15 protein-coding genes and 1 other RNA gene are annotated in these 16,656 nt (G+C 72.3%); 8 read left to right on the forward strand and 8 right to left on the reverse strand.

Annotated features, from left to right (window positions below; translation table 11 throughout):
- The first annotated feature begins 32 nt into the window (after window positions 1–32).
- A complete protein-coding gene (locus ACIBST_RS30070; RefSeq protein WP_397176501.1) occupies window positions 33–1,049 on the forward strand; it encodes an NAD-dependent epimerase/dehydratase family protein in 1,017 nt (338 codons plus the stop codon).
- A gap of 322 nt (window positions 1,050–1,371) precedes the next feature.
- Here ACIBST_RS30070 and ACIBST_RS30075 read toward each other — a convergent pair whose 3' ends face one another.
- The 5 genes from ACIBST_RS30075 to ACIBST_RS30095 all read right to left on the reverse strand — a co-directional run bounded on the left by ACIBST_RS30075 (window position 1,372) and on the right by ACIBST_RS30095 (window position 5,103).
- Window positions 1,372–1,608, reverse strand: coding sequence for a hypothetical protein (locus ACIBST_RS30075; protein WP_397176503.1), 237 nt, complete (start codon window positions 1,606–1,608; stop codon window positions 1,372–1,374).
- A 69-nt stretch (window positions 1,609–1,677) separates the two neighbouring features.
- Window positions 1,678–2,068: RNase P RNA component class A (gene rnpB / locus ACIBST_RS30080), an RNA gene on the reverse strand.
- A 265-nt stretch (window positions 2,069–2,333) separates the two neighbouring features.
- Window positions 2,334–3,563, reverse strand: coding sequence for a bifunctional RNase H/acid phosphatase (locus tag ACIBST_RS30085; RefSeq protein WP_397176504.1), 1,230 nt, complete (start codon window positions 3,561–3,563; stop codon window positions 2,334–2,336).
- On the reverse strand, window positions 3,560–4,300 hold the full coding sequence (locus tag ACIBST_RS30090; RefSeq protein WP_397176506.1) for a zinc ribbon domain-containing protein: 741 nt from the start codon (window positions 4,298–4,300) through the stop codon (window positions 3,560–3,562). The genes ACIBST_RS30085 and ACIBST_RS30090 overlap by 4 nt, the downstream gene beginning before the upstream one ends.
- 2 nt (window positions 4,301–4,302) lie before the next feature.
- The gene (locus ACIBST_RS30095; RefSeq protein WP_397176508.1) at window positions 4,303–5,103 is read right to left on the reverse strand and encodes a Nif3-like dinuclear metal center hexameric protein; all 801 of its coding nucleotides are present in this window, start codon (window positions 5,101–5,103) and stop codon (window positions 4,303–4,305) included.
- 117 nt (window positions 5,104–5,220) lie between these two features.
- Here ACIBST_RS30095 and ACIBST_RS30100 point away from each other — a divergent pair, with 117 nt between their 5' ends.
- From ACIBST_RS30100 to ACIBST_RS30130, 7 genes are all read left to right on the forward strand, one after another.
- On the forward strand, window positions 5,221–6,687 hold the full coding sequence (locus ACIBST_RS30100; RefSeq protein WP_397176509.1) for a flavin-containing monooxygenase: 1,467 nt from the start codon (window positions 5,221–5,223) through the stop codon (window positions 6,685–6,687).
- Window positions 6,688–6,759: 72 nt separating this feature from the next.
- Window positions 6,760–7,788, forward strand: a complete 1,029-nt coding sequence (locus tag ACIBST_RS30105) for a dipeptidase (RefSeq protein ID WP_397176511.1) — start codon at window positions 6,760–6,762, stop codon at window positions 7,786–7,788.
- Window positions 7,785–8,846, forward strand: coding sequence for a M20 family metallopeptidase (locus ACIBST_RS30110; protein WP_397176513.1), 1,062 nt, complete (start codon window positions 7,785–7,787; stop codon window positions 8,844–8,846). The genes ACIBST_RS30105 and ACIBST_RS30110 overlap by 4 nt, the downstream gene beginning before the upstream one ends.
- 146 nt (window positions 8,847–8,992) lie before the next feature.
- Entirely contained in the window at window positions 8,993–9,406 is a 414-nt protein-coding gene (locus ACIBST_RS30115) for an SSI family serine proteinase inhibitor (protein ID WP_397176514.1), read from the forward strand.
- A 76-nt stretch (window positions 9,407–9,482) separates the two neighbouring features.
- Window positions 9,483–10,271, forward strand: a complete 789-nt coding sequence (locus tag ACIBST_RS30120) for a GNAT family N-acetyltransferase (RefSeq protein WP_397176516.1) — start codon at window positions 9,483–9,485, stop codon at window positions 10,269–10,271.
- A gap of 61 nt (window positions 10,272–10,332) precedes the next feature.
- Window positions 10,333–11,769, forward strand: a complete 1,437-nt coding sequence (locus ACIBST_RS30125; RefSeq protein WP_397176518.1) for an Nramp family divalent metal transporter — start codon at window positions 10,333–10,335, stop codon at window positions 11,767–11,769.
- A gap of 67 nt (window positions 11,770–11,836) precedes the next feature.
- The gene (locus ACIBST_RS30130; protein WP_397176520.1) at window positions 11,837–12,958 is read left to right on the forward strand and encodes a C45 family autoproteolytic acyltransferase/hydolase; all 1,122 of its coding nucleotides are present in this window, start codon (window positions 11,837–11,839) and stop codon (window positions 12,956–12,958) included.
- On the opposite strand, the gene ACIBST_RS30135 is transcribed toward ACIBST_RS30130, so the two are convergent.
- The 3 genes from ACIBST_RS30135 to ACIBST_RS30145 are packed head-to-tail and all read right to left on the reverse strand — an operon-like array spanning window position 12,919 to window position 16,622.
- Window positions 12,919–14,427: an AMP-binding protein gene (locus tag ACIBST_RS30135; RefSeq protein WP_397176522.1), complete on the reverse strand. Its 1,509-nt coding sequence runs from the start codon at window positions 14,425–14,427 to the stop codon at window positions 12,919–12,921. The two genes, ACIBST_RS30130 and ACIBST_RS30135, sit on opposite strands and share 40 nt — an antisense overlap.
- Window positions 14,428–15,459, reverse strand: a complete 1,032-nt coding sequence (locus tag ACIBST_RS30140) for an acyl-CoA dehydrogenase family protein (RefSeq protein WP_397176524.1) — start codon at window positions 15,457–15,459, stop codon at window positions 14,428–14,430.
- Window positions 15,456–16,622 carry an acyl-CoA dehydrogenase family protein gene (locus ACIBST_RS30145; protein ID WP_397176525.1) on the reverse strand — a complete coding sequence of 389 codons (1,167 nt, stop codon included), beginning with the start codon at window positions 16,620–16,622 and terminating at the stop codon, window positions 15,456–15,458. The genes ACIBST_RS30140 and ACIBST_RS30145 overlap by 4 nt, the downstream gene beginning before the upstream one ends.
- Window positions 16,623–16,656: the final 34 nt, after the last annotated feature.

Here is a 16,656-nt window from a genome sequence, read left to right on the forward strand (position 1 = left end):
CCCGCGCCCCGCCGGGCGCGGAAGATGGGTTCATGAAGATTTTGCTCATCGGCGGCACGGGGTTCCTGGGGCGCGCCATCGCGGAGGAGGCGTTGGCGCGTGGCCATGAGGTCACGACGTTCAACAGAGGGCAGAGTGGCGGCGACGTGCCGGGCGTCCAGGCCGTGCGCGGCGACCGGGAGTCCGTCGCCGACCTGGAGCGGCTGGCCGACGGCGGGCCGTGGGACTTCGTGGTGGACACGTCCGGGTATGTGCCGCGGGTGGTGGGCGAGTCGGTGCGGGCGCTGTCGGGCCGGGCGGCGACGTACGCGTTCATCTCCAGCGTCTCGGCCCTCGACGGGTTCCCCGCCAAGGCGGCGACCGAGGACACCGGCGGATGGCCGTGCGAGCCCGACGCCGGCCCCGACGACGGCGACTACGGCGTGCTGAAGGCCGGGTGCGAGCGGGCGGTCGAGCAGGGTTTCGACGGCAACGCGCTGATCATCCAGCCTGGGCTGATCCTCGGCCCGTACGAGAACGTGGCCCGGCTGCCCTGGTGGCTGACCCGCATCTCGCGGGGCGGCCGGGTGCTGGCGCCCGGCGATCCGGCCGCGCCGATGCAGCTCGTCGACGCCCGCGACGTCGCCATCTTCACCCTCGACCAGGCCGAGCAGGGCGTCGCCGGCCGGTTCGCGGTGACCGGCCCGGCGGGCAACACCACCTACGGCGAGTGGCTGGAGCTGTGCAAGCAGGTCACCGGGTCCGACGCGGAGTTCGTGTGGATGGACGCGGAGTTCCTGGTCGCGCAGGGGGCCGGGGCGTTCGTGGAGCTGCCGCTGTGGGGCGGGCCGCCGTCGGAGGAGAACGACAACTTCTGGAGCGTGCCGACGGGCAAGGCCGAGGCTGCGGGGCTGCGGGCGCGTCCGGTCGCGGAAACCGTGCGCGACACGTGGGCGTGGCTGCGGGAGATCCCGGAGGAGCAGCGTTCCTACGGGCGCAGGATGGTGCACGGGATGGCCCCGGAGAAGGAGGCCGCCATCCTCGCCGCCTGGGACGCCCGCTCCGCCTGACCCCGCGACCGCCGTCAGGGCCCGGTGTGAGCGCCGTCAAGGGGACCGAGGCCGCCAAGGGGGCTGAGGCTGTCAGGCGTCGCCGGAGGTGGCTGGGGTTCGGTCCTTCGCCGGGCGCCTGACGCGTGGTCGAAACCTTGTGAGCTGTGAAGACGCATACAGCTCAGCTCGACGGGCAGGTGACTGCCGGTGTACGTGAACTCACGGGGGAGGGTTCGACGATGACGTACCAGAGCAGGCCCGTCACGGGCTGGGTGGGCTGGGTATGGTTCGCCGGCATGCTCATGATCATGGCCGGCGTTTTCAACATCATCACCGGTCTCTACGCGGTGATCAACAGCGGGCTGTTCGTCCGCACACCATCCCGCCTGCTGTTCTTCAACATCGGCACCTGGGGCTGGATCCACCTGTTGTTCGGGATCGTCCTGCTCCTGACCGGCATCGCGGTGACCGTGGGGCAGACCTGGGCCCGCGTCGTGGCGGTGGTCCTCGTCATGATCAACGCGATGACGCAGCTGACCTGGATCGCGGTCAACCCGTGGTGGTCGCTCGCGGTCATCGCGGTGGACGTACTCGTGCTGTACGCCCTGATCGTGCACGGCCGCGAGGCCCAGGAACTGGGAGGTGAGAGACGAGCCGGCCTGTAGGCCGGGTTCTGTCCTTCGCGAACGAAGGGGCGACCATCCATCTAGGGCCGCCGTTGCCGGCGGCCTCAAGCGGTCTACCCGCGCGACTCGGGCGGGCAGCCCTCGAACGTCGCGCGCGGAACGCTCCGGAGAGCGTCCCTTCTTGACCTTGCTCCGGGTGGGGTTTACCTAGCCGCCCACGTCACCGTGGGCGCTGGTGGTCTCTTACACCACCCTTTCACCCTCACCTCCCACCGAGGTGGAAGGCGGTCTGCTTTCTGTGGCACTGTCCCGCGGGTCACCCCGGGTCGGCGTTACCGACCACCCTGCCCTGTGGAGCCCGGACCTTCCTCGGCGGGCCCGAAGGCCCGACGCGGCCGCCCGGCCGACTCGTCTTCAGGGAGGTTATCAAACCTCAAGCCGTTCCCAACCGAGTCGCAAGATCGATTGGGTGGGATGGGCTTGTCACCGCCTGAGGGGGGCGGAGGCAGCAGTGGCCGCGCCGGGATGTTCTGGCGGCTCCCGGCGCGGCCGCGCTCAACGCACCAGGGCCGGTCGAAGCACGGCTCCACCGCCGCGCTCAACGCACCCGGGCCGGTCGAAGCACGACGGCGCCACCGGTGCGCTCAAGGCGGATGGGGTGTGTCGGCGGAGGTGCTCAGCGTAGGTGGGCTGTGTCGTTGAAGGACTTCACCACGGCGGGGCCGTCGGCGTAGTACTCGATCAGCGACAGGCAGGCCAGGTCGAGGTGCATCCGGTAGAGCGCGCCCAGCGGCGCCGTGAGGGCGTCGCGCAGCAACATCTTGATCGGTGTCACGTGGGAGACGACGAGCACGGTCTTGCCCTCGTAGCGCTCCACCAGCCGCTCCCCCGCCGCCTGGACGCGGCGGGCCGCCGTGGCGAAGCTCTCGCCGCCGGGCGGCGCGGCGTCGGGGCCGGCCAGCCAGGCGGCCAGCTCGGCGGGCCACTCGCGCTGCACCTCGGTGAACGTGTGCCCCTCCCAGGCGCCGAAGTCGGCTTCCCTGAGGTCTTCGTCGATCTCGACGTCGAGCCCGGTGCGCTGGGCCACGGCCTCGGCCGTCTGCCTGGCCCGCTTGAGCGGCGAGGAGACGATGACGTCCGGCCGGTACGGCTCCCGCGACAACCGCTCGGCGGCAGCCGCCGCCTGGGCCAGCCCGTTGGCGGTGAGCTCGGCGTCGCCCAGGCCGGAGAACCTGCGTTCGACCGACAGCGGCGTCTCGCCGTGCCTGAGCAGCAGCAACGAGGTGGCCACGCGGGTGGGCGGGGCCCAGCCGGTGCCCTTGGAGCGCTGCTGGGCGGCGGCCACGGAGGCCGTCGGGGCCGACAGCTCGGCGATGGCGCCCGCGTCGAGGAGATCGGTCTGCTCGACGACCGGCGCCGGGGTGCGGACCGCGGGCACGGCCGCGGCCCCCGCGCCGGTGTCGTGGGTGCCGCCCGCCTTCCAGGTCAGGCCCTTGGCGGCGGCGTCCATGGCCTCGTTGGCCAGCCGGTCGGCGTGCTTGTTGTGCTCGCGCGGGATCCAGGTCCACTCGACCACCCGCAGCCGCCTGGCCAGCGCGCCGGCCTCAAGGGCGAGCGGACGCAGCCCCTCGTTCTTGATCTTCCAGCGGCCCGCCATCTGCTCGATGACCAGCTTGGAGTCCATCCGCACGGCCACCTCGGCGCCCTCGCCGCCCACGCCCAGCACTGCGGTCAGCCCGGCGATCAGCCCCCGGTACTCGGCCACGTTGTTGGTCGCGACGCCGATGGCCTCGGCGGCCTCGGCCAGCACCTGGCCGTCGGCGGCGTCCCGGACGACCGCGCCGTAGCCGGCCGGGCCGGGGTTGCCGCGCGAGCCGCCGTCGGCCTCGATGACGTAGGACGTCACAGGCCGGACTCCGGGGTGCGGACCAGGATCCGCCGGCACTCCTCGCAGCGCAGCACCTCGTCGTGGGGGGCGGCCTTGATGGAGTTCATCTCGGCGATGGACAGGGCCACCTTGCAGCCCTGGCAACGCCCGCCGCGCAGCATGGCGGCGCCCACGACGTACTGCTCCTTGAGCTTGTCGTAGAGCTTGAGCAGGTCGGCGGGGATCTCGCCGGCGACGGCGGCGCGGCGGCCCCGGACCTCGCCCGCCTCCTTGTCGATCTCGGTCAGCGCGGCGTCACGGCGGTCCTCGGCGGCGGCGCGGGCGGCGGCCAGCTCGTCGCGCTGGGCGGCCAGGTCGGTGACCCTGCTGTCGGCCGCCTCCCTGCGCTCCATGATCTCCAGCACGACCTCCTCCAGGTCGCCCTGGCGCTTCTGCAGCGAGGCGATCTCGGACTGGAGGCTCGCCAGGTCGCGGGGCGAGGTCACGGCGCCGGAGTCGAGGCGCTTCTGGTCGCGGTCGGCGCGGGTGCGCACGGCGTCGACGTCGGTCTCCGCCTTGGTCTGCTCGCGCGCGAGGTCGCCGGCCTCGGTCTCGGCCTCGATGACCTGGGTGACCAGCCGGGCCAGGCGCTTGGACTGCTCGTCGATCTCGGCCAGCTCGGGCAGGGTGCGCCGGCGGTGCGCCAGCCGGTCGATCACGGAGTCGAGCTCTGCCAGGTCGAGCAGTCGCTTCTGGGCCTCAGGGGCTGCTTTCATGATCAATATCCTCTTGTCCAAGCATCGGTGACCGTGGCGGAGACGCGCGTTTCAACGGTAACGCCACTTAGGCGCAGGATGGACGCCGCGCTGTCGAGCCAGGGCCATTCGGTGGCCCAGTGGGCGGCGTCGATCAGGGCCGGGCCACCGGACTCGACGAACTCACCGGCCGGATGGTGCCGGAGGTCGGCCGTGAGGAACACGTCGACGTCCGCGGACCTGGCCGCACCGAGCAGCGAGTCGCCGGCGCCGCCGCTGACCGCGACGCGCGAGACCGGCCGGGCCAGGTCGCCCGCCACGCGCAGGCCGCCGGCGGTGCGCGGCAGCCCCTTGGCGGCCTGCGCGGCGAACTCCCCCAGCGTCATGGGCTCGGGCAGCTCGCCGATGCGGCCCAGGCCGCGCCAGGGGTCGTCGGGGAAGGGCTGGAGCGGTACGAGGTCGCCGGTCAGGCCCACGGCCCTGGCCAGGGCGTCGGAGACGCCGGGATTGGCGGTGTCGGCGTTGGTGTGGGCGGTGTAGAGGGCGACCTCGTGCTTGATCAGGCGGTGGATCAGGCGGCCCTTGGGCGTGGTGGCGGCCACGCTGGTGGTGCCGCGCAGGTAGAGCGGGTGGTGGGTGACGATCAGGTCGGCGCCCCAGTCGAGGGCCTCCTCGCCCACGACCGCGACCGGATCGACGGCGAACAGCACCTTGTGCACCCGCTGGGCGGGGTCGCCGCAGACCAGCCCCACCGCGTCCCACGACTCGGCCCGAGCGGGCGGGTAGGCCGCCTCGAGCACCTCGATCACTTCAGTCAGCGTCACAGCAGCCACCTGCGCAGACTACCGGCCCGCGGAAGGGTGGCGCGGGGCGTGGCGGAGGGTGTCGCCAGAACGCGGTCCGGCGTACTGTAAGTGGATCCTGACTTCGCGGAGGACGGCATGACACCCAGCGTCGCGATCATCGGAGCGGGCTTCGGCGGCCTGTGCATGGCGATCCGGCTGCAGCGTGCCGGGATCGGCTCGTTCACGGTCTTCGAGAAGGCCGCCGACCTCGGCGGCACGTGGCGGGACAACAGCTATCCGGGCGCGGGCTGCGACATCCCCTCGCACCTGTACTCGTACTCGTTCGAGAAGTACGCGAGCTGGACCCGCCGTTACCCAGCCCAACCCGAAATCCTCGCCTATCTAGAGCATTGCGCCGATAAATACGACGTCAGGCGAAAAATCCGCTTCGGGGCTGAAGTACGGCGAGCGGTCTTCGACGGCCGCCGCTGGCAGGTCACCAGCGTCCACGACGGCGGCGAGCGCACCGAGGCGTTCGACGTGGTCGTCATGAGCGTGGGCCAGCTCAACCGCCCCCACCTGCCCGAGATCCCCGGCATGTCCGACTTCGAGGGCGTCTCCTTCCACTCGGCCCGCTGGAACCACGACCACGACCTCACCGGCCGCCGCGTCGCCGTGATCGGCAGCGGCTCGTCGGCGGCCCAGCTCATCCCGACCGTCGCCGAGCGGGCCGCGCACCTCGACGTCTTCCAGCGCACGCCCAACTGGGTGATCCCCAAGCCGGACGCCACCTTCGGCCCGCTGACCCGGCTGGCCTTCCACTACGTCCCGGGCCTCCAGCGGGTCTACCGGGAGTTGATCTACCGGTACGGCGAGGCCACGCTCTACCCGGCCCTGGCCGAGGGCTGGAGCGCCGGCCTGCTGAAGAAGCGCGCCCTGGCCCATCTGCGCGCCCAGGTCCCCGACCCCGTCCTGCGGGCGAAGCTGACGCCCGGCTATCCGCCCGGCTGCAAGCGCGTCGTCATCGACAGCGCCTTCTACCCGGCGCTGACCAGGCCGGACGTCGAGGTCGTCACCGATCCGATCGTCCGGATCGGGCCGAAGGGCGTGGAGACCGCCGAGGGGCTGCGCGAGGCCGACACGATCGTGTACGCCACCGGCTTCCTGAGCACCGAGTTCCTGGCCCCGATGGAGGTCACCGGGCTCGGCGGGCGGTCGCTGGCCGAGCAGTGGCGCGACGGCGCGCAGGCCTACCTCGGCATCTCGGTGCCCGGCTTCCCCAACATGTTCCTGCTCTACGGCCCGAACACGAACCTCGGGCACAACTCGATCATCTACATGATCGAGTGCCAGGTGCGGCACGTCATGGCATGCCTGGCGCGGGTGGCCGAGCAGGGGCCGATCGAGGTGCGTCCCGCGGCGATGGCCGCCTGGACCAGGCAGCTCGACGCGGCGATGGCCCGCATGGTGTGGGGCGAGGGGTGCCGGAGCTGGTACAAGACGGCCGAGGGACGGGTCACCAACAACTGGCCCGGCCCGACGACGCTCTACCGGCGGCTCACCGCCCGGCCGCCGGACGGGGCGTACCGGAGGATCGAGGAGGTCCCGTCTTCGGTGCGGTGAACAAGATATGGGCGAAAAATCGGACTTGAGGCGCATTGGAGCAGGTCGGGGGCGCGCGGTAACGTCCTTCGCATGACGCTTCCCCTGCATCGGCGTGCCGTCGTGGCCGACACCCACAATGATCTGCTCATGGCGGTCGCCGCCCGGCCGCCCCGGCAGTGGGCCTCCTTCTTCCGCGAGCGGTGGCTGCCGCAGCTCGTCGAGGGCGGGGTCGACCTGCAGATCCTGCCGGTCTTCATCGACGACCAGTACCGGCCCGAGGGCGCGCTGCGGCAGACGCTGCGCATGATCGAGTGCGCCCACGTGATCGCGGAGGGCAACCCCGACGCCGTACGGCTCTGTCTCGACGCCTCGGCGATCGACGCGGCGCTGGAGGAAGGCAAGATCGCCCTGGTGCTCGCGCTGGAGAGCATGCCGGGGCTCGACGAGAGCGTCGAGCTGATCTCGACCGTCCACCGGCTGGGCGTGCGGGTGGCCTCGATCGCCCACTTCGGGCGTACGCCGCTGGCCGACGGCAGCGCGGAGGACGCCACCGGCAGCGGCCTGACCAGCCGCGGCGTGGCCGCCCTGGGCGAGATGGAGCGCCTGGGCATGGTGTTCGACGTCTCGCACCTCGGCGCGTCGGGCGTGGCCCACGTGCTGGAGCTGGCGACCAAGCCGGTCATGGCCACCCACTCCGCGGCCCGCGCGCTGCGCGACCACCACCGCAACCTCACCGACGACCAGCTCCGCGCGGTCGCCGCCACGGGCGGCGTGGTCTGCGTGAACTTCTTCGCCCCCTTCCTGGCCGAGCGCACCGAGGACATGACGCTCGACCGCCTGCTCGACCACATCGAGCACGTCGCGCAGGTGGCCGGGATCGACCACGTCGGCCTCGGCCCCGACTTCATCCGCGAGGTCATGGACGACCTGACGCCCCCGTGCTGCGAGGACCTGGAGCCCGACGGCCTCGACCCCAAGGCGTCGATCCCCGGCCTGGAGGGGCCCGCCGGGCTGCCCATGGTGACCGAGGGGCTGCTCGCCCGCGGCCTGCCGGAGAAGGATGTCGCCAAGATCATCGGAGGGAACGTCCACCGGTTCCTCGGAGAGCGGCTGGCATGATCGACGATCTGGAGGAGCTGGTCCTGTGCGAGTCGTTCTCGCGCGACCTTGAGGCCGTGGCCCGCAGCGCCGAGGTCGTGGCCGCGATGGGGGCCCGCCACCTGGGGGCCCGGCCGGAGTTCCTGGTGATCGACGGCGTCACCCATCTGCGCTGGTCGTTCGGCACGCCCAGGGTGCTGCTGCTCGGCCACCACGACACCGTCTGGCCGATCGGCACGCTGGCGACCCACCCCTGGTCGGTCATCGACGGGGTGGCGCGCGGGCCGGGCGTGTTCGACATGAAGGCCGGGCTGGTGCAGACCTTCCACGCGCTCGCCGGGCTCGGCTCGCTCGACGGCGTCACGCTGTTGATCACCGGTGACGAGGAGCTGGGCTCGATCACCTCCGCGCCGCTGATCGCGGACACCGCGCGGGGGCTGGCCGCCGCGTTCGTCATGGAGGCCAGCGCCGACGGCGGCGCGCTGAAGACGTCCCGCAAGGGCACGTCGATGTACACGCTGCGGGTGCGCGGCAAGGCGGCCCACGCCGGGCTGGAGCCGGAGAAGGGCGCGAACGCGGGCGTCGAGCTGGCGCACCAGATCCTGGCCATCGCCGCCCTGGGAGCCGGTGACACGACGGTCACCCCGACCGTGCTGCGCGGCGGGACGACGCTCAACACCGTCCCGGCCGAGGCGACGGTGGGGGTCGACGTGCGGGCCGGCACGGTCGCCGAGCAGCTGCGGGTGGACGCCGCGATGCGGGCGCTGGCCCCCGTGGTGCCCGGCACGCGGCTGGAGGTCGAAGGGGGCCCCAACCGGCCGCCGCTCGAAGCCGCCATGTCGGCCTCGCTCTACGCCCTGGCCCAGGAGCTGGCCGGCGGGCTGGACGTGGGCCCGCTGACCGCCGCCGCGGTGGGCGGCGCCTCCGACGGGAACTTCACCGCCGGGGCCGGCTGCCCGACGCTCGACGGGCTGGGCGCGGTGGGCGGCGGCGCGCACGCCGACCACGAGCACGTGGTGGTGGCCGAGATGCCGCGCCGAGCGGCCCTCCTGCGCGCCCTGGTCGAGGCCGTGCGCTGAGCCGGCCACGCCCGGCGGCGGGAGGGTTGTGATCAGCGGAGACAGCATTCTGTCACTCCTTCACCAGTGGTATCGGTATGGTGACTGCCTGTAGTCATTTGACGTGCGCCGCCACTCTCGGGGCGCACGTTGACCAGGGAGGTTCCATGAAATCCGTGCTGACCGCCGCTCGCAGGACGGCCGCCCTAGCCCTGTGCGCGTCCGCCGCGCTCGTCGCCCCGTTCGGGGCGAGCCCGGCCGGTGCCGCCGCCGCCGACGAGCCGGGCGTGCTGCTGTTCATCACCGTCACGCCGAGCAACGGCGGCGGCGCGTACTCGATGCGGCTCACCTGCGACCCCGACGGCGGCACCCACCCGCGCCCGCGCACGGCCTGCGCGGAGTTGCACGAGGTCGACGGCGTGGTCAAGGATCTCAACGTCGATCCGGGCGCGTGCCCGCGCAACTACTCCCCCGTCTCCGTGCGCGTCAGGGGCCACTGGTACGGCCGCACGACGTCCTACGACAGGAAGTTCGAGAACGACTGCGTCATGGAACGCACGCTCGGGCCGCTGGTGAAGTGAGCCCCGGCAGCCCCTGACCATGCCCGTCCGCGGACCGCGGGCGGGCATGTCGCCGTCCGGCGGGCATAGTGGGGGCATGACGAGCCGGGAGGAGGCCGCCGAGGCGGCGGCCAAGAGTGGCGTGACGATCCGCGAGTTGCACGAGATGGGGGAGTTCGCGCAGGTCTTCCGGCTGTTCGACGAGATCTGGCGGCCCGATCCGGGCAACGCGCCGGTCAGCGTCGAGCTGATGGCCGGGTTCGCGCACACCGGCAACTACGTGGCCGGCGCGTACGAGGACGACGTGCTGGTGGGCGCGTCGGTGGGCTTCCGGGCGGCGGAGGGCGCGCTGCACTCGCACGTCACGGGCGCCTCGATCGGCCGGGGCATCGGCTACGCGCTCAAGCTGCACCAGCGGGTTTGGTGCCTGGACCGGGGCCTCGACCGCGTCACCTGGACCTTCGATCCGCTCGTCCGCCGCAATGCCCGGTTCAACCTGGTCAAGCTGGGCGCCCGCCCGCAGGAGTACCTGCGCGACTTCTACGGCGTCATGGCCGACGCGATCAACGAGGGCGACTCCTCCGACCGCCTGCTGGCGGTGTGGCCGCTGGACGAGCGCCCGCTCGGGCCACGGGTGGAACCGGCAGAAGGCCGCCCCCGGGTGCTGGCCGAGGACGGCTCCGGCCCGCTCGTGCGGCCGTCGGACGCGGGCGTCGTGCTGGTGGGCACGCCGCACGACGTCGAACGGCTGCGCGTGCACGACCCGGCGGCGGCCAGGGCCTGGCGGGCGGCGATGCGCGAGGTGCTGGGCGGCCTGATGGACTCCGGCGGCCGGGTGGACGGGCTCACCGACCACGGGGACTACGTGGTGACCCTGACCGGATAGTTCACCGCCGTAAGCGATCTGCGTAAGGTGACGGTACGGGAAGCCGAACGAGGAGATCCGCATGACGGACTTCACCCCCACCGTCCCCGCGCGCGTCCTGCCCTCCGTCGCCGTCCGCGACCTGCCCGACCCTCCCCGCTCGACCTGGCGCGTCATCGGTCCTGGGCTGGTCGGGGCGGGGGTGGGGCTGGCGTCGGGCGAGTTCATCCTGTGGCCCTACATCGCCTCCCAGGTGGGGCTGGTGTTCGTCTGGGGCGCGGCGGTCGGCATCGTCACCCAGTGGTTCCTGAACATGGAGATCGAGCGGTACACGCTGGCCACCGGCGAGACCGCGCTGACCGGGTTCAGCCGGATGTGGCGGCACTGGGGGCTGGTGTTCGTCGTGATGACGCTGGCCTCGAACCTGTGGCCGGGGTGGGTGACCACGTCGGCCACGATGGTGACGTACCTGACCGGGGCCGGGGCGGGCGGGGTGCGCTGGATCGCGATCGGCATGCTCGTCGTGATCGCGCTGGGCCTGACGCTGGCGCCGGTGATCTACACGGCCCTGGAACGGGTGATCTTCGTGAAGATCGCCCTGGTGGCCACGCTGGCGGTGGTCGCGAGCCTGTTCGCGATCAACGCCGACAGCTGGGTCGAGCTGGGCAGGGGGCTCACCGTCGGCGCCCGCTTCCCGGCCGGGGAGCTCGGGATCGCCGTGCTCATGGGCGCCGTCGCCTACGCCGGGGCGGGCGGCGGCCAGAACCTGTGCCAGAGCAACTGGATCCGCGACAAGGGCTTCGGCATGGGTTCGTACGTCCCGCGCCTGGTCAGCCCGGTCACCGGCGAGGAGGAGGCGGCCGCCTCGACCGGCTTCCAGTTCCCGCCGACGCACGACAACCTGGCGCGCTGGCGCCGGTGGTGGCGCTTCGCCAACGCCGAGCAGGGCGCGACGTTCGCGCTGGTGTCGTTCCTGACGATCGGGCTGATGTCGATGCTGGCCTACTCGACGGTCTTCGGCCGGCCGGAGGTGGCGGGCAGGAACGACATCGGCTTCCTGAAGGTCGAGGGCGAGGTGCTGCAGGGCGCGGTCGGCACGTGGTTCGGGATCCTGTTCTGGCTGATCGGCGCGCTGGCCCTGTTCGCCTCGGCCATGGGCATCGTCGACTACACCTCGCGGCTGGCCTCGGACACCATCAAGACGGTCTACCTGCGCGACCGGCCCGTCTCGGTGAACCGGGTGTACTTCGTCACCGTCTGGGCGATGACGCTGGTCGGGATCGCGATCCTGCTGCTCGGGCTCGACCAGCCGCTGATCCTGCTGGTGTTCTCGGCGTGCTTCGCGGCGGTGATGATGTTCGTGTACTCGATCCTGCTGATCGTGCTGAACCGGCGGGCGCTGCCGGCGGCGATCAGGGTCAGGTCGTACCGGCTGGGGGCGCTGGTCTGGTCGGTGGCGTTCTTCGGGACGCTGACCGTCCTGGTGGTCGTCCAGCAGGTGCAGAAGCTGACCGGCTGATCGCCTTCCGCCGGGCGGTCAGCGGGCGGTAGGAGCCCGGTCAGCGGGCGGCGGCAGCATCGGCGGCATGACGAACATGACCTACGTGGCCGGCGGCAATGACGACTTCCAGCTTGTCACGCACCTGACCGTCACCGGCAGCCAGTTCGAGATCGGCCGGGTGCTCACCGAGGAGGCCCGCAGGCTCGGCTGGTCGCCCAGGGCCGCCGACCCGGCGGTGATCAGAGCGAGGATGTCCTGGTTCGAACGGAACTGGCCGCAGCACCACGCCCGCATGGACGGCGCCGCCGCGGCGCTCGGCCTCGACCCCGACCAGGACGAGCTGGCCCTCGACGGCTGGAACTTCGTGCCCGTGGGCGCCGCCTGCTCGGCCCTGTGGTGCCCGCCGTCCGCCTCGGCCGACGGGCGCGGCAGGGTGGGCCGCAACTACGACTTCTTCCTGGACACCACCAGCCGGCTCATGGGCGAGCCGGCCCTCCCCGGCGAGCTGCCCATGGCCGCCCGCCCGTACGTGATCAGCACCGTGCCCGACGAGGGGCTCGCCTCGACCGTCATCACCATGAACGGCCTGGACGGCTGCATCGACGGGATCAACGAGGCGGGCCTGGCCGTCATGCTGCTGATCGCCGACGCCGAGACCGCCACCCCGCCGCGGCAGGACGCCCCGCAGGTCGGGCTCGGCAGCCTGCAACTGCCCCGGTTCCTCATGGACACCTGCGAGACCGCGGCCCAGGCCAGGCAGGCGCTGCTGGGGGCCAAGCAGTACGACCTCGGCCTGCCCCTGCACTACCTGATCGCCGACGCCCACGGCCAGGCGTTCGTGTGGGAGCGCGGCCCGGACGGCACCGAGCACGCCGTCGAGTTCGGCGACGGCCCGCTGTGCGTCACCAACCACCTCCTGCACCGCCACCCCGACCCGACGGCCCTGCCCGCCGACACCCCGGCGAGCCTGGGCACCTACGGCCGGCTGCGCACCCTGTACGAGCGCAGCAAGGGCGCCACCATGTCCGCCGGCGACCTGCGGGACAGCCTGCGCGCGGTGCGGCCCGCGGAGGAGGCCGCCGTACCGTTCCGCACGCTGTGGACCACGCTCTTCGACACCGCCGGCCGCACCCTCGCCACCCGCTTCTACCTCGGCGACGGCCGCGACTACAGCGAGGAGCTGGTGTTCCCCGCCTCGGCCAGGTAACCCTCGCGCACCTTCGAGCGCGACAGCTTGCCCGTGGGGGTGCGCGGCAGCCGGTCGCGGTACTCGACGACCTTCGGGTGCTTGAACCGGGCGAGCCGCGGCCCGCAGTGTTCGAGCAGCTCGGCGGTGAGCGCGGGGCCCGGCTCGACGCCCTCGGCGGGCTGGACGAGCGCGACCACGTTGTGGCCCCACTCCTCGTCGGGCACGCCGATGACCGCGACGTCGGCCACCGCGGGATGCTCCAGCAGCGCGGCCTCGATCTCGGCGGGGTAGATGTTCACCCCGCCGGAGACGATCAGGTCGGTGCGCCGGTCGCACAGGAACAGGAACCCGTCGTCGTCGAGGTAGCCGATGTCGCCGGGGGCGTACCAATCGCCCAGCATGCTGGCGGCGGTCTTGGCCGGGTCCTTGCGGTACTCGAAGGAGCCCATCGAGGACTTGACGTAGATCATGCCGGGCTCGCCCGGCGGCAGCTCCTCGCCCTTCTCGTCGCAGACCTTGGCCTCGAACGTCGGCGCCGGGCGGCCCACCGTGCCGGGCCTGGCCAGCCAGTCGTGCGGCTTGACGGAGAAGGCGATCGTGGACTCGGTGGAGCCGTAGTACTCGTACAGCACCGGGCCCCACCAGTCCATGATCGCCTTCTTGACGGCGACCGGGCAGGCCGCGGCCGTGTGGATGACCTGGCGCAGGCTTGACACGTCGTACTTGGCCCGGACGTCCTCGGGGAGCTGGAGCATGCGGTGGAACATGGTCGGCACCATCATGGCGTTGGTGACGTGGTGGCGCTGGATCAGCTCCAGGATGTCGACCGGGTCGAACCTGGGCGTGATCACCACCGTGTGCCCGAGGTGCAGCGCGAACTGGGTGTGCGCGCAGGGCGCGGAGTGGTACATCGGCGAGGTCACCAGGTGCACGCCGTCGCCCGGCGTGAGGTCGACGACCTCGCCGAGGAACCACGTGTACAGCGGCACAATGGCCTCCGGCTCGGCGTCGGGCAGCGCGCGCTGCACGCCCTTGGGGAAGCCGGTGGTGCCGGAGGTGTACCACATGACCGCCCCGGCCGTGCGGTCGCCGGGGGCGTCCGCGGGCTGCCCCTCGGCCAGCCCGGACGTGCCGATCTCGGCGCCCGGCACGGCGTGCGCGGCGTCGGTGACCACGACCTTGGCGTCGCAGTCGGCCAGGATGTAGGACACCTCGGACTCGGTGAGGTGCCAGTTGACCGGCACGTAGTAGAGCCCGATCTGGCCGGTCGCCATGAGCATGACGACGGCGTCGATGCCGTTGGTCAGCACGCCGGCGACCACGTCGCCCTTGCCGAGGCCGCGGGCCCGCAGGCCGTGGGAGACCTGGTTGACCCGGGCGAGCAGCTCGCCGTACGTGGTCCGCGTGCCGTCGGTGTCGATCACGGCCAGGCGGCCGGGGTCGGCGGCGGCGATGGCGTAGAAGCCGGGAAGGCCGCTGATGTCCATCTACAACTCCAGGAGTTCCGCGAGACGGGCCCGGTGGATGCGGGGCGGGCCGAGCAGCACCTCGTCGGTCTTGGCCCGCTTGTAGAACAGGTGCGCGTCGTGCTCCCAGGTGAAACCTATGCCGCCGTGCAGGAGCAGGTGGTCGCGGGCGACCTCGAAGCAGGCGCGGCCCACGTACGCCTGGGCCAGGGCGGCGGCGCCGGGCAGCTCGGCGGGCGACTCGTCGGCGGCCCAGGCGGCGTACCTGACGATCGACTCGGCCTGTTCGAGCTTGCCGTGCATGTCGGCGAGCTTGTGCTTGACGCCCTGGTACGAGCCGATGTAGCGGCCGAAGGCGACGCGGATCTTGGCGTAGGCGACGATGGCGTCCAGCGAGGCGCGCAGCACGCCCAGCTGCTCGGCGGCGAGCGCGACGCACAGCCGGTCGCCGATGCCGCTGCCGGCGGGCGGACGGCCGAGCACGCGGGCGGGGGCGCGCTCCAGGGTGACCCGCGCCTGGCCGCGCGTGAGGTCGAGCGTCTCCAGCGGCGTCCGGGTGACGCCGGGGCCGGCCAGGTCGACGGCCACCAGCAGCACGCCGCCGTCGCCGGGCGCGGGCGCGAGCAGCACGTCCGCCTCCATGCCGGACAGCACCCGGGGCAGGTCGCCGGTGACGGCCGTGCCGTCGAAGGCGAGGTCGCTCTCGGGCTGGACGAGCGTGGCGGCGACGCGGCCCTCGGCGATGCCGCCCAGCAGCTCCTTGTCGGGCACCTGGGTGAGCGCGAGCGCGGCGAACTGGGTGGCGAGGAAGGGGCCGGGCAGCAGCGCGGCGCCGGTCTCCTCCAGGGCCACCGCGAGGTCGGCGAGCCCGGCCCCGGCGCCGCCGTGCTCCTCGGGGACGACCAGGCCGGACAGGCCGAGCTCGCCGTTGAGCCGGGCGTACACCTGGGGGTCGTAGCCCTCGCGGGCCTTGCGCAGCGGCGAGGCGGCGCTCAGGAAGTCGCGCGCGGCCTCGCGGAGCTGCCGCTGTTCCTGGCTGAGTACGAGCTTCACCCCTGCGTCCCCACCTTCAGGTCCTTGAACGGCACGGTCTTGTCCGTCCGCGGCTCCGGCGGCAGGCCGAGGACGCGGTCGCCGACGATGTTGCGCATGATCTCGTTGGTGCCGCCGCCCAGCGCCATGCCGGGGGCCAGCGAGATCGACCGGGACAGCGGGTGGTCGCCGACCACGGACTCCGGGCCGGCGAGCTGGGTGGCGAGGTCGGCCTGGAACAGGGTCAGCTCGGCCAGCAGCAGCTTGGCGGCGCTGCCGCGGGCGCCGGGGAAGATGCCCGCCCTGGTCTCCTGGGCCAGCCGCTGGTTGAACAGGGCCAGCGCGCGGCTGCGGATGTGCAGCTCGACGAGCTGGTCACGGACCAGCGGGTCGCTGGTGTCGAGCGTCTCGCGCAGCGCCTCGAAGGTGGCCGGGTTGTCCTTCTGCCCGCCCATGCCGACGCCCGCGGAGATCGACAGCCGCTCGTGCAGCAGGGTGGTGACGGCCACGCTCCAGCCGTCGTTGACCTCGCCGATGCGGTGCTCGTCGGGGATCGTCACGTTGTCGAAGAAGATCTCGTTGAAGTTGGCCCGGCCGGACATGTCCTTGAGCGGCCTGACCGTCACGCCGGGGTGGTGCATGTCCACCACGAACATGGTCAGGCCGCGGTGCTTGGGCACCTCGACGTCGGTGCGGGCCAGCAGCAGGCCCCAGTCGGCGTGGTGGGCGACCGACGTCCAGACCTTCTGGCCGTTGACCACCCAGGTGTCGCCGTCGCGCACGGCGCGGGTCTGGAGGCTGGCCACGTCGCTGCCGGCGCCCGGCTCGGAGAACAGCTGGCACCAGACCTCCTCGCCGCGCAGCAGCGGCCGGACGAACCTCTCGCGCTGCGCGTCGGTGCCCCGGTCCACCAGCGTCGGCCCGGTCATGCCGAGCCCGATGGAGAAGACGTACGTGGGGAGGGTGTAGTCACGGGCCTCGGCGGCGAAGGCGCGCTCCTCGGCCTGCGTCAGGCCCTGGCCGCCCCACTCCCGCGGCCAGGTGATGCCGGAGTAGCCGGCGTCGTAGAGCCTGGCCATGAACTCCTTGGCGCGGGCGAGGGCGTCGTCCCCTGACTGATCGTCGGCCGGGACGTTGTCGCGCAGCCACTCCGCGGCGGCACGCCGATACTCTGCAAGGTCCACATCGACTCCTTGGCATCAGTGTTCACTTACTCTA

The organism is Nonomuraea sp. NPDC049684, from assembly GCF_044465345.1.
In the GTDB taxonomy this organism is placed as follows: Bacteria; Actinomycetota; Actinomycetes; order Streptosporangiales; family Streptosporangiaceae; genus Nonomuraea.